Raw genomic sequence first — 14,397 nt, 5'->3', positions numbered from 1 at the left:
TACTCCTCCTTATCCTTTTCTAATCCAAACCATGCTTCCGTCAGGGGGTTCTACAGATGGTTTTATCCTCATCTTTTTGGGAGCATTGTTCGTTCTCAACCATACTGATCTGATGTTGTAAGGCTCTACATAGCTAGAAACAATGTTGAAACCGTCATACTTATCTGAGACGCTAATATTTATCCAGTCAAAACCATCCCATCGATATTCAATTCCTGTTTCTTTTACAGTGACAGTCCAACCAATTTGAGGGGAAGGATAAGTGTTTAATAAATCCTGATAGGTGTACACAAACGGCAAGTAAATCTTCCTAGTGTTTTCAACTACATATTCATAGTCTGATGTTGCTTGTCTACACCAATTTGTTATTTCAATACATCGCTTGGTGACACGTTCACATTCAGCAATACGTTCATTGATACGAATAATGGCATCTTCAGCATCATCAATTAAGCCTTGAAGCGTTTCAATGACCATATTTCCTTGTCGTTTAATCCAAATTCTTGAGGCAGGGAAGAAGGATGCGCCTTCTCCTTGATATGTAAAAGTAAGTGATTTGCCTTCGTTTGAACCATTGAAAAAGACAACTCCCATAAGGTAATCAACCTTAAAGTAGTTGTCTTCTAATTCACCATCTTCAATTTCTCGCCATTCTTTACTGTCACCACTAACCTCGACTCTGTACTCACGGTTAGGCACTTCTGTAAGTAAGACTCGACCATTGTAAACAGTTAAAGTTTCACTATAGCTTAAATAAGGGTCATTGATTGAGCCCTTCCTTTTTTGAGAAAGGGTGGGATCGTTATAGAGCTGAGGAAAATCCAAACTAAATTCACCGTCCTTTCTTATTGTGTAATTGATTTGAGCAATTCTTCTAAGTGCGCGACTCTTTCTTCTAAGCTCTGTAGTTTGCCTTTTGTACCGCCTAATGTTTGTCCTCTGATAATGGATTCGGCTTTCTTGCCAATTACATTGTACACAGACTTCTCATCTGAAATTGCATATACAGAATATCCTTGCCACCAATCTTGAGCTTGAAAAACTCTAACCCATGCTTCAAACCAATTCGCCTGAATTGATTCATTGTATTCCCCTAGGTCACCGAATGCGTTATGGGGCTGTTCAGGAGAGTTACTGTAAGGTGGGATGCCAAGTTCACCAAAGAAGATCGGCTTATTCCATTTATCATAAAATGCTTTGATTTCCTTGAATATATTCTGTCCTCGCCCGTATAACGGTACGCTATAAATAGCATCAATTAACTGATCGACAGATGGATTTCGATTATCAGTTAATTCAAAGTAAGTTGCTATTGCAATAATATCGACTAGTCCAAATATAGGATTGTTCAGCTTTTTGTTATACGCGGCAATCGTTTCAGGAGACCACTCAGCGGTTACCCAATAATTTGTCCGGTAGAGTATCTTGCCAGAAAATAAACTCCTTAGGCCTGTAATAACTGATTTCCACTTTTCTGTTGAGTCTTCCATATGAACTAAGTTTGAAGCAATGTATAAGCCGTCTAATTTAAATTGTTCGCATTTTTTAGCGAAGTCTTGCAGGATGCTGTTCCATGCTGCGAACCATTGGTCTAGATCAGAAGGTGCCCAATCGGTTTCAGCTATCGTTCCATTTGCGATGAAGGGGTAGGGTTCTAAAATAATGTTGTACCCGTCATTTTTGAGTTTAGGGATCATATCCCACGCTTCGTTATAAGTGTAATCCACAACAGTTGGATTTGAGTCTGAAGCATCCACTGCATTAATAAGGATAGGAATAGTGATTGTATTTAAGTTTAAAACAGTTGAATCATAACTGACATCGGCATAGTATTTACGGCCAAATGCTGAAACATTTCCGCCTTTCCATTTCAAGGGGTTGACCAAAAGGTTATTGAGTTCAATGTTTTGAACGCGACTATCGTAGTCGGACAGCTTAGTGTCAACTTGTGCTGCTGTGGTTTCAACTAATTCAGCAGTTTTTTGATCACTGGAAACCCATTTTTCGCCGTCGTAAGATGAAACAACACCTGTAACCGTATTAGTCCATAAATCGTTTGCTTCTGGTTCCTCAGGCTCGGTTGAGGAGACCGTGTATTTCGAGCCATTTAGCTTTCCTTTAACTTCTACAGTAGAAGAAGGGAGGTAGGGGTTTTCGTTTGGGTGAAGGGATTTTACGATGTCAGATCCAATGAATTGAGTTATCTCTATATCTGCATCAACTCTTCGATAGGCTTGAATACCAATTGTGTAGTACATATTGGAGGGGAGCCCTGTAAATGTAGTAGCTCGTTTGTCATACTTTACATTCTTCAAGTCTTCACTTGCCATTTTTGAGCCAAAAACGTACTCTTCATTTTTGTTGCTTCCATGCAGATAAATTTCAAAACCATCAATATTGTATTGATCTTCGTCTGATTCAACATAGTCCCATTGGAAAGTTACATCAACAGAACCATCATCATTGGTCGTATGAGAAATAGCAGTGCCGTCCTTTGCAATAACAGGGGAGGCGGGTTTAACAGCAATCCTGTCATTACGTCGGTTGAAGTTTTCAGTAACCTCATCGTACTTGATTTTCCTTTTGTTTGTCTCAGTGCTGATTTTATTTGTTCGATAAACTGTTTTCAGCATGTTCTCAAAATCCGATGAAGCGCGTTTACCATTTGAAACTGTAACGCTCAAGTTAGACTGTTCAAAATCAATCGAAATAGCTGTTATTGTTGCTTTTACATCGGTATAGAAGCTTTTCTGTTGCACCCTTACGATGTCGCCAAGAGAAAACCTGTCCCAGTTATGTTTTTCACTAATGCAATTGAAAAAGTTCACTAAACCTAATGCCAGATTAACAGCTGGTGCATTTCGGTTTTCAAGTTCTTCGTTTGTAGCGTCATATAATTCATTCTCATCAAAGATACTGTCATTAGACCATTCGGCTGTAATAATGTATTTTGAAAGTTCTTTTTGGAGTTCAGTGCTGAAGTTCTTTTCAAAAGACAGTTTATCTTTAAGGTCGGTAATCTGTGTTGAAATTTGTGTAATAGAAGCTTGTATTGCTTTAATTTCTTCTTTTTTTGATTCAACTTCTTTTGATTTAGCATCTCTTTGCTTTATTAGATCAGTAGTATCATCGCCGGCTTTACTTGCAACTGTAATCCTGTCCAATATCTTTTGGAAATCAAGCTGCAACGTATATAGGTCATTATTCGATGCTGTTTCTTTTTCCTCGGCTTTCTTTTTCTCATCTAAAAGTTTGTAGAAAGAACTGCCTTCATTATTAACCAGGTCGTTGTAATCTAAAATTGCATGACAAAGTGCATCAGACATGTAGTTGCTTCTTTCGATTACATTTCGTTTCTGGTCACGCTGAAAAGGGTAGAGGAAGTACGAAAAATCGTCTATGTATGATTGTCCGGTTGGATTTACGGAGTTGATGCTTAATCCATCTTTGCCTGTAGCATAAATCCTTGTAACGACATCATCCATATCCTCAATATCATCCAGAGAAATCATATATTGGGCAGGGGTTATTTTGAGTCCCTTATATTTAGACACATCAGATTCTTTGTAAAAATCAACTGTACAGTCAATTGTATTAAAAACAGGAATCGCTTCGAATTTCTCGCAAATCGAATACATAAAATCAAGCTTGTTTGAAGAAGAAATATCAAACTGTCTGTATTTTAAATTGAAGAGGGGATCAATGAAACCGATAGACCATTCAGTATTTTTTAGGCAGTCGGTAGCGGCCTCTTTAAGATTTTTCGAAGTTTCTTCATACTTAATGACACCTTGCTTAGAAAGTACATATTGAAGTGATTTGCATTCAACCTGGATAGTGTCCATATCATTGCTGTATGATTTGGTTTTCTTGACTACTGTAAACCAGATTATAAGTCCATAAAATTCTGATTTTATTAAGTACCAGGGCCTCAATAGATCAACAACATGATTCCGTTTATTTACACCATCGTAAGTGGCAGTTAAAGGGATTGAGAATGTTAATTCGTGTACATTGCTGCCGTGATTGAGCGTTACCATAGGATTGATTACTTCATCAATATTTGCGATCTTTGTTTTATTTGGTTTAGCTAGGGAAAGACGAATATCTTTAATTTCCGTGTCTTTACGAATTGTAATCAAATGTCTAACCCCTCCTACAAATACTTGTATCTAAATGAAAATCTTAATTTACAATTGCCTGTAACCTTTAATCTGTTCCTTCCAAAGCCCAATCTCAAGTACTGGTCATTAAAATCGTCATAGCGCTCATTGCCATAAAGATTAGACTCAATAATTTCTTTTTCGCCGTTTATTTTTAAGAGCTCTTTATCTTTCAAGTTGCTGAATAAAAACGGTTCGCTGAAATCACTGAGATTTTCGATTTTTATGTCACCATCACCAATTTTCAATATTTCTAAAGAGGGGAAGATGTTTACATCGCCTTTATTTTGCAACTCAACAATTTCAGTACCAGAGGATATATCAAATGCATGAGTGATTGCATTTCGACTGTAAGCGTAAGGGGAGTTGCATTTCATAGTTAACCGGACGTAGCCATTACGAGCGGCATTATGAACTAAATCAGCTGTATCTACTGGCATTGCATAATAAACGATATCAAGGTTTTGGCTAAACGCAAAAGGCTTGTAATCATCTACACTTAACCAACGTTTAATTGCTCGTACATTCTTTTCATCAAAGTGATCACCGAGATAAAAATTCAATGGGAATTGCTTAGGTTCCTGTTTAACACCTTCAGTGTAGGGCTCAGGCCGCATCTTTACATAAGTCTCATTGACTGTTCTTGAGCCTAAGAACGGTTCCTCAACTAAGCCTGAATCAGTATTAACATTTGTGACACCATAGTCACTTGATTTTTCGTTATTAAATAAAAAATAGAGGCTTTCTCTAATCAATTTTTATCACCTCAAAAATAAGAAGAGCCAGCATATACACTGGCTCATGAGTTATTGAAATTTATGCCCTTGTTTTTAAGACCATTTGCAAATTTATTGAATACAAAATCAGCTGTTTTCTGAGGATTTTCTGATTCATTAATGTTAAATGTAGCTTTAAAATTATTGTTGTTTACAGTGCCGTTTACTGACTTAGTAGCATCTGGTGGGGAAGAGAGGCTTTGAATACTCGGTATCAAACTATTAGAAAGACTGGATTGATTAATATTCGGAATTATTGATGGAATAGAAGTAATCCCTTTGTTAATCAAGGCATCTAATTTTCCACTTTGCCCCCATTTAGGTGTCTCTTCACTTGGAGTATTGTTCTCACGTACAGCTTTTACTGTATCTAAGATGTTTGCAGTATCAGTTTTATTAAGGATAAGTTCTTTATCATGAAGAATAGCAAGCTTGCCAGCACCTAAACCTGTTCCTGTGTATCCTCCTGTTTCAAATGAAGATATTTTTTTGCCTGTTGTATTGCCTTTGGTCACAGTATTAAGGGCATTAGAAGCTTCTTTAAGCTTATCGATAAGGTTATTAGAGATACTTTTACCAATGGACTCCATATTGCTGTTAATGAATTTAGAGAATTCATTCAGTTGCTTAGCAATATCAGTAATCTTCCCATCCATTAGCTTTTTCTCAAGTTCCTTAAATCCACGCTCATCATTGACGAGATCATCATATTTCTTGTTAATTGAATCTTCGTCTTTTTGAAGCTGATCTTGCAACGCTTCTTTTCGTTTGCTACTTTCACGATCTTTAAGAAACTCATCTAAATCTAACTGTTCCTTTTGTAGCTGCTCAGTCAATTCCTTAACCTTTGACTTGCCAAATTCTGAGTCATCAAGAGAATACTGATTAATTTGGTCAGTGAGTTTTTGGATACTGTCTTGCTTCTCTTTTAACTGTTTTTGAAATTTAGCTTCATCATCAGTTTTATCAATCTCATCAATCAAGTCTTGCGTAGCTTTTTGATGCGCTTTTAATTCAATATCACGCATCTTTTCGTACATCTCTTTGTAGATGGAGACAACTTCATCAGCAAGGGATTTGTACACATCTTTGATTGATTTCTTTGTGTTGTAAAGCTCCAGATTGTAATCCTTCTGCTTGTCTTTCCAGTTCTCGATTTCTTCAGTAATTTGTTTCTGAATATCCGGGAACCCTTTAGCAGCTTTCTTTTGTGCTTCCAACTGTTTGATATACTTCTTCGCTTCATTCTGTTGCTGCTGAATAAGCTTAATCTGTTGGCTATAAAATTTAACCTTGTCTTTATCTTCCTCGGTCATGGATATTTTGTTGCTAACATCTTTAAGCTTGGATTCAGTTTTCTTGGTTGATTTCTCTATACCGTTAAGGGTTTCATCAACTTTGGATTGGATGAGCTGTCCCTGAAGTTCTCTTACTTCTTCTTGGAAATTGATGAGATCAATCTTAGCTTGTTTTAATTCCTCAGCAAGCTGTGCTCTTTGAGCGGCATTCAGAGTTTTGTTTGTTTTGATTTCTTTTTCAATAAAAGAAACCTTCTGACTCTGAATCTTTTGCTGTTCAGTTAAAGCTTTTTTCTGATCGTTTGTATACTTGCGGAATTCTTTACTGTCGCTCAGGTAATGACTAGCGAGCGCTTTGTCTTTAGCGATTCTTACGTCAAAATCGCCAATACGCTTGTCATATTCATCGAGTTTCGATTGAACGATCTCATATCTGAGCTCTTGTATCTGATCGTTTACTGAATCAATGTCACCTTGGAGAGAGAGGAGGTCTGATTTAGCTTGTGCGATTGCTTGTTGTCGTTCTGCTTCGGCTTGGGATGCATCTGAAATAGATGTACCGACACCTTTTAAATACTTCTCAGGGTCAATTGTCTTTCCGTTTTCCTCAATTTGAAGATGAAGGTGATTTCCAGTTGAATTACCCGTACTGCCAACTTTACCAATGGTCTGGCCAGCTTTAACAGTTTGACCGGCTTTAACAGAAGGGGTATCAAGCATATGCATATACTTAGCAACTTTTCCATCATCCTGTTGAATGACAACCCAGTTACCGGCAGTTTTACTATAGCCAGCAATTTGAACTTTTCCACTCTGAACCGATTTAATTGCGGTTCCAGCTTTTGCTGCGAAGTCGATACCTTTATGCGGAGTTGAACGGTAAGCGCCATCTTGTGCGCCATATTTAGAACTTATTCTAAACGCACTGTTCTTCGTGTAGTAGCTTGCAATGGAGGAATTAGCAGAAGTCATTGACTTCGTGTAATTCGACATGATCTTCTGAACATAATTCTGTGTTTCTTTGAAGGGAGGGACGCCGCCGTATTTAATTACATTACCAGGCCCTGCATTATAAGCAGCAAGTGCTTTCTCAACATTACCACCAAATTTGCTTAGTTGTTGGGCTAAATATTTCGTGCCACCCATAATGCTCTGATAAGGATCATAAACATTGTTTACGCCTAAGCTTTTAGCAGTGGATGGCATCAACTGCATCAAACCAGCAGCTCCTGCTCCAGAACGAGCTCTTGCATTGAATCCTGATTCTTGCTGGATTACAGCTGCAATTAGAGCTGGATCAACACCATATTTGCTAGCGGCAGAATTTATGTAGCTGGAGTATTTACCGGAGTAAGACCCGCCACCGGAAGAATAAGAACCACCAGAAGATGAACCAGAGGAGAGGGAAGAGGTAACAATACCGTACTGTGCAATGTTCCCTGACTTGATTTGATCCTTGAGGAGTTTGGCTTGCTCCTGCATAAGCTTTTTCTTTTGTTGAAGAGCTTTAATTTCTTTCTGCAGGGCATTTCGATAACTTTGAGAATACTTTGGATAGTCATTTACCTGCTTATTGTACTTTTCAACTTCAGCGTTGACTTTCTCCAGAGCTTCCTTGTATTTATCAGCCACATACATAGATGTTTTAATTTCCTCAGAGGCTTTATCACTTGAAGAAGACAGGTCATCAAGAGATGTTCCTGTTTCAGATAGGGAAGTTGAAGCCAAATCTGCTAGTTTATCAAGCTCTTTAAGCTGATCGGTGATATCAGTGACCTGGTTTAAATCACCCTGTGTTTTCGGTAGGAACTGGAGCGCACCACTGTTCCCTTTTTTTAGTTCGTCGTATATCTTTTTCTTGTTGTCTTCAAGCTCAGACTTCATTTTATAAGCGTCTTGAACAGTCTTAATAGCCTTGACTTCAGACTTATACATATTAATCTTTTTATTTAATGCATTAGCCTGATTAATTAGATCTTGTCTAACAGATTGTTGCATATCATTGTAAGCTTTGAGTTTTGTGTCCCGAAGCTTAACAACTGCATTTCTGTTGATTTTTACAACACCATTTTCAACTGAAATTGCATCAGCAAGATCATGTTCTTTCTGAATAAGCTTCATGGCTTCTGTAGCAGATATGCTTTTACCTTCAGACATTTTTTCAAGGAGGTTATTTAAAGGGGAGATGCTGTCAGACATAGTGTCATAAGCTTCATTTTGAATGGCAGATATAGCAGCATCATTTTGCTTTGATTCAACTAAGTCATCGATGATTCCTTTAATTGCTTCAAAATCACCTTTAGCTTCTTTGAGCTTGTCAGATAAATTCCCGACTTGCTCACCTAATGCATCTACACCTTCACCATTTTCATCCCAAGTTACTTTTGCAGTTTTTGCTGAATCATTTGTAGAGTCTATGGCTTCTTTTAAATTGTCATAAGAGAGAACCAAGCCATTATTCTTGTTTTCACCAGTCATGTATTGATTGACGAGTTCTTCCAGGCTCTTAGAAGCGGAAGCAAATCCGTCTTTATCACCAGAGTTCAGTGCTTTTTGTATTCTTACCAAGTCGTCAGAAACTGTTTTAGAAAAGGAGGTTAGTTCATCAGCACTAAGCTTAGTAAAATCAATTTTGCTAAATGCATCGTTAATATCTTTCTTTATATTTGGGTCAATTTTTATTGAGTTATAAGCGTCAACTGTTTTCTGAACTTGTTCCCTTATTTCAATTTGAACACCAGATAGACTTTGACCCAGCCTTTTGGCTTCTTGTTCTGCCTTAACACCTGCATTTTTGTAATCATCATCACTAGAGAAAGGATTCTCCAGGAAAGACCAAACAGATTTACCTTTTGAGTACGTATTTGCCATTTTCTCGTACTGATTGATCTGTTCTCTTAATTTGTCAAATTCTTTGAGCTGGTCTTTGAAATCACTTTTAGTACTTGTTTTGATATCTTCTTTGTTTAATTTGGCTAAGTCTTCGGTGTACTTAATGGCATCCTTTAATGCCTCATTGTTTTTAATAATAGCATTGCCCTGAGAATCATAACCAGAAACCAACATAGGAAATGTTTGTGCTAATTGTTGTGTTACTTGTAGATATTCTTGTTCTTTTTCAGGTGATAAAGAACCTGCTTCCTTAGCTTTTTGAAGGTCTTGATATTGACTTATTAGTTTGTCAGTTTCATCTTTATTCGTTGTAATTGCTTCAATACTTGTAGACTTTGATTGCTCAAAATCCTCTTTAGCTTGTTTTAGTTTTGAATAAGATGATATAAGTTTTTCAATTACTACCCCAAGACCAACCATTGCAGCCATTGGAAGAAAACTGCCCGCTAAGAATGCTCCAGTAGTCATTGCTACTTTTTTAAGCCCGGCTAGAGACGTACTAAACGCAGTTACAATTCTATTCCAAATAACTGTTTTGGCAGACGCAGTAGTCACACCTACAGTTACAGCATTAAAGTTGAGCGCTAAATTCTTAAGAGTGGCTCCCATTGCCATTCCTGAAGTAAGTGCACTTGTACGAAGGGAAGTGTTGAAAAGCATAACTGCAGCTGTAGCGGCTCCTACAACTTGAGGAAGAAGTCCAACTGATTTAGTTATTTGGGCACTTATTTGCATTAAACCTTTAAGCGCATCTGCAAAAACAACAATGCTATCTGATATGAAAGCTTCACTTGAGGCAACCGACATTTCTGTAAATGCATTTGACAACCTGTTTAATCTTGCCTGTAAGCTGTCTGCATATTTCTGTTGCTCGCTCCATGCACTCCCAGCGGAATTAGCGGCAGTCGTTGCGGCATTCTGGGCAATAGAGAAATTATTCATCATTGCATTAAATCTTGAAAGCTGATAAATACCGGCTACGCCTATTGAGGTATTTTGCTTTTGAGCATCACTCAGAGTGTCCCATTTTTCTGCAACTTCGCCGATAAGGTCACTTGCTGACTTAGCTTCTCCACCCGCAGTCTTTACAGAAATTCCGATCTGTTCTAAGGCTTTAATTGAGCTATCATTGTTTCCAATTCGTGCGAAAATCGTCTTTAATGAGTTACCAACAATGTTTCCTGATTCACGAGTGGTACTTCCAATTGCTGTAGTGTATCCAATTAAATCATTTAATTCAACACCAAAAGTAGAAGCAGTACTTCCTGCTTTTCGAATTGAGTTGGCTAGATCAAGAGTGGTTACAGCGTAGTTGTTATCTACTTCATTTAGCTTATCTGCGACTGAAATAGAATCATTAGCTGCAATATTGAAGTTCAACATTGCGGCAGTTAAAGTGTTAACTGTGTCATCAGGAGTTAAATCAGAGACGTTTTGTAAAACCTGAGCGGTTTTTGTTAGAGTGGACAATTCACTTTCATCGAAGCCCATACGCCCGAAATCACCGGTCATTTGAAGAATGTCAGTGATTTTGTTTGAAAGGGTGTCACCTAAATCTATTGATTCCTGAAGTAGCTCATTGTACTTATAATCAGGCTCATTCATTACACGTCTGATGTTGGTCATCAAAGTGTCAATTTCAACAGCTTGAGATACCATTTCTTTGAGCCCAGATATAGCACCATAGAACAAAGAACCGGAGATTAAATATGTAGACATACTTTTGAAAGCTTGCGTTAGCTCCGCACCAAAAGACGAGGCTTGACTAGACGCTGTTTGAGCATTTGAAGCTAATTCCCTGAATTGCATGTTCAAGCTTTGCATTTGAGATCTGACATTGTTTCCGCCGGCACTTACGTTAAGACTATTAACCGCATTCAGATATTCTTGAATAGCTTGTCTATTTCCGGAGCCTATCGTATCTCCGTAGCGAGTATTAAGGTTTTGTACGTTTACTTGTGCTTGGCGTTGATACAACTCAATAGTTTTTCTGAGTTCATTATTTTTCGCCACCGCAGCAGACTTATCATCGAGCATCTTAATTCTGTTTTGTAATGCTTCAATTTGTTGTGCTGTTTGAACAGTATTTAATTTCCGTCCAAGGGAAGAGAGGGTGGTGTCAGTTACAATTCCTTGCTGTCTAAGTTTTTCTAAATCCAGTTTTAATTGTTCAATAGCTTTTCGTTGCTGATCATAGTTCGTTGTTACTTTAGATGTAGTAGCGTTTGTTTTTGGATCAGTTGTATAGGTAATATCGTCAAAGCCATTGCGGTTCTTTTGAGTAACCCTCGTCGTTTGTCCTTGAGCATTCTTTTGTTCTGTTTTCTTCTGTACCTGACCAAGTTTTTCAGTCGCTTGAGCAAGTCTGTTAACTTCTTGTGTTTGTTCACGTAGTGATTGATTACGATTGTCTATGGTCTTTGTTTCACGCTGAATGATTTCGCCATTTTTCTTATACTGCTGAGTAAGCTTTTCAACAGTACCATCAGCATTTCTTGTAATCGTTGTGGTTTCTTTAACTGTTTGATTGAAGGATTTGAGGTGTTTTTGATAAGTTTCAACTGCAGAGGAGAAGTCGTTGAGAGTCTTTAAAGCAGAGGCATCAATATTGGTCTTTAAATTAAGGGAATTAAGCTTTTTCTCTAAAGATTTAATTTGCTGATTTAACTGTTCGACAGTTTTTGAAGAAGTATCAGCTTTGGGTGTGAGTATGATCTTTAAATCTTGACTCAAATATAGTTCACATCCTTTCGAGTAGGGGAGAGTGATTTTTAGGGCATATAAAAAAGCCACTCATTATTGAGCGACTTTGTTTGCTTTCCGAATTGCTATCTCCATAATCCCTTGCCATACTTCAGCATTTGATAAAGCATCTTTAACTTTTGGATCATTCTGTGTAAACCCTTTAAGATTCTCTAGGCCAAAATCATCCTTACTCGGTAGGAAATCAAATCTGTAAATAGGGGAGGAGAAATCATCGAGCTTTAATTTCAAATCAATTTTCTTGAAGAATTTAGTTTCTGTCTTATTAGAGGATAGCCCGCCAACTAAAGCTCCAACACTTCCTGCAGCTAGTCCACCAACAACAGCACCTGTTATTTGGCTTCCTTTGGACACTTTAGTAACTGTACTATCATCAATTGAAACCTCGGCTTCAATAATTTTTTCAAAGGGTATAATTTTTTCTTCCAGTGTTCCACTTTGATTGAACATATGGATTACAAACTTATCTTCTGGCTCAACCAATGTAAGTTTTGTTGTTTTATCTGGATTTAAAATAGCCTTGTACTGAGCAGGGAAATTCCCGGCAGTTTCAATTTCAAATAACTTTTTTTTCTCAATTTCTTTCTGTTTATCTGTTCCAAAGTCTCCAATTATAAAAAAAGCAGCAATGATCAACAAAACAATTATTGCCCAGATCATCCAACCACCACCAGTATTATTTTCCTACATTATATCATGATTTCCAAAAGGTTAGAACCAACTAAGGGGAGGGTCACTTTCCTTTTTCAGACTTAATCTGCTCAAGTAATTCTTTAAAGTATGTAGCAGTAATAACAATGTCCCTATCCTTTCGTACAACGAAAAGTAGGAGAAGGCAAAGGGATGTTGCGATTAGAATATACCAAAGCAAATTAAACCTAAACAAAATTCTGAGAGATAGTAAGCATGTTCCTATGAGCACACTTCCAACTGTCCACATTTTTGTATGATCGAAGGACGCTTCAATTCGAGTCATACGGGAAATAGCTAAGATTAAATCTGATGAATTAAGCGATTTTAGGATTTGAAATTTGCGCTTTTGTTCTGTGTACGGCTCACCAGAGTGCGGGAATTCTTTTTGTATGTATTTGATCAGGTCGCGACTGTCCATCTGTACTAAATTATGCTTAAGTATTGTCTTATTCATATTTTTCACCTCTCCATATTATCGTCAAATATGGAAATATGTTTAAGGTTTTATCCATAAGCAAAATCCCTCAATTGAAGGATTTTGATTCTGCATAAAAGAGTGATTTCATAAAGAGTGCTACCTAAAGCAAATCAATTGATATGTCTCCCAACAGGCTTTTCTTAATCTTTCCGTATTCAACTTTACCATCACTGATCTTGGATTCATCAATCTGTTTAGATCCGAATTGGTTCTTATCAGCTTTAGCATCAAGCTGCCTAGTTAATTCAGCAACAGCTTCGTTCAATTTATTAATTTGCTGTTGCATATTCTCAATTGAACTTTGGTGAGGATTGAAGAGGCTCATAATGTTTACGAGAAGATTTGATTCTTTTCTTCTTTAAAATCACGAAGGTCGTAATGCTTAATTGTTGTAGACACATCATTATGCTGTGCAACATATTTACTCACGAGCTCAATCTTAATTTTCTTGACTTCAAGAAGGTAAGTAATACAGGAGGCTTTAAAGAGGTGAGGGTTAATGCGGCGGCCAAGGATATCAGAAAGAACATCAGAACAAAAATAGTCAGCCCAACCCTCTGACATTTGTCTTGGTTGACCACCGTACTGTGTGGTAAATAGATATTCATGGTCATATCCCCGCTGTTCATGCCAAAGCTTCAAATATTCCAGAGCTTCTGTGTTAATCATGTAGTCGAGAGGTTTTCCTTCGCCCTTTCCTTTTCCAAGAACTTTGTGAGCCATGACATAAGATTGACCTTCAGGTATCTCATAATTCAGGATTTCGGTTTTAAACTGAATTATTTCAGCTCTTCTGGCACCTACATTAAAGGCAGTAGCTAACCAAGCCATCCCCAAATAGTTTTTGTCTTCTTCAAGCACTTTCATCATTGTTCTGTATTCATCGTAAGTAACCTTTACTTTTTCATACGTGGTTGTTTTAGGGATGGCAGGGAGACCTCTTGTGAAGTTCCTGAATGATTTGTAATTATCGTCATCTTCAGCAACAACATTTTCAATGTAGTTATTTAAAGAAGATACTCCAGCCTTTTTTAAAGCTATTCCACTTGAAGACATCCCTCTATTTTTCAGGAAGCTTTGATATCTGATGAAATCCCTTTTGGATATTTTGTAAAGCTTCTTCCCATTCAAGGAATTATGTACCCACCAGAAGAACTGACGAAGAGAGGAGTTGTATTGCTTCCTTGTTTTATCTCGGAATGAGTGGGCGTCAAGAAACTCTTGAGTTAAGCTTCTATGCTCGTCATCAACCTGACCCCACATTTCATCCGTGACTTCGGGCAACTTTTCGGCTCTAGAGCGCATCATGTTTTGTTTTATTTCTCTGGCCATTA

At 37.5% G+C, this 14,397-nt stretch carries 7 protein-coding genes; all 7 read right to left on the bottom strand.

The window, feature by feature from the left end; all coding sequences use genetic code 11:
- Positions 1-9: 9 nt before the first annotated feature.
- The 7 genes from OVA33_RS15900 to OVA33_RS15870 all read right to left on the bottom strand — a co-directional run bounded on the left by OVA33_RS15900 (position 10) and on the right by OVA33_RS15870 (position 14,395).
- Positions 10-825, bottom strand: a complete 816-nt coding sequence (locus OVA33_RS15900; RefSeq protein WP_071181779.1) for a hypothetical protein — start codon at positions 823-825, stop codon at positions 10-12.
- 20 nt (positions 826-845) lie between these two features.
- Entirely contained in the window at positions 846-4,142 is a 3,297-nt protein-coding gene (locus OVA33_RS15895) for a DUF7359 domain-containing protein (RefSeq protein ID WP_241688001.1), read from the bottom strand.
- 14 nt (positions 4,143-4,156) lie between these two features.
- Positions 4,157-4,918: a distal tail protein Dit gene (locus OVA33_RS15890; RefSeq protein ID WP_128974082.1), complete on the bottom strand. Its 762-nt coding sequence runs from the start codon at positions 4,916-4,918 to the stop codon at positions 4,157-4,159.
- A gap of 44 nt (positions 4,919-4,962) precedes the next feature.
- Positions 4,963-11,862, bottom strand: a complete 6,900-nt coding sequence (locus tag OVA33_RS15885) for a phage tail tape measure protein (protein WP_128974083.1) — start codon at positions 11,860-11,862, stop codon at positions 4,963-4,965.
- Positions 11,863-11,925: 63 nt separating this feature from the next.
- Complete coding sequence (locus OVA33_RS15880; RefSeq protein WP_128974084.1) at positions 11,926-12,552, bottom strand: hypothetical protein; 627 nt, start codon at positions 12,550-12,552, stop codon at positions 11,926-11,928.
- A gap of 611 nt (positions 12,553-13,163) precedes the next feature.
- A complete protein-coding gene (locus OVA33_RS15875; RefSeq protein WP_128974085.1) occupies positions 13,164-13,349 on the bottom strand; it encodes a hypothetical protein in 186 nt (61 codons plus the stop codon).
- A 44-nt stretch (positions 13,350-13,393) separates the two neighbouring features.
- A complete protein-coding gene (locus OVA33_RS15870; protein WP_014472041.1) occupies positions 13,394-14,395 on the bottom strand; it encodes a tyrosine-type recombinase/integrase in 1,002 nt (333 codons plus the stop codon).
- Positions 14,396-14,397: the final 2 nt, after the last annotated feature.

This window comes from Bacillus sp. KICET-1 (genome assembly GCF_027721405.1).
GTDB lineage: Bacteria > Bacillota > Bacilli > Bacillales > Bacillaceae > Bacillus > Bacillus velezensis.
Note: the sequence above shows the minus strand (reverse complement) of the source record. Positions and strands in the feature narration are given on the sequence as shown.

Excerpts from the sequence above, each read along its gene's own strand:
- OVA33_RS15880 (WP_128974084.1), bottom strand. The coding sequence starts at position 12,552 with ATGATCTGGGCAATAATTGTTTTGTTGATCATTGCTGCTTTTTTTATA.
- OVA33_RS15870 (WP_014472041.1), bottom strand. The coding sequence starts at position 14,395 with ATGGCCAGAGAAATAAAACAAAACATGATGCGCTCTAGAGCCGAAAAG.
- OVA33_RS15875 (WP_128974085.1), bottom strand. The coding sequence starts at position 13,349 with ATGCAACAGCAAATTAATAAATTGAACGAAGCTGTTGCTGAATTAACT.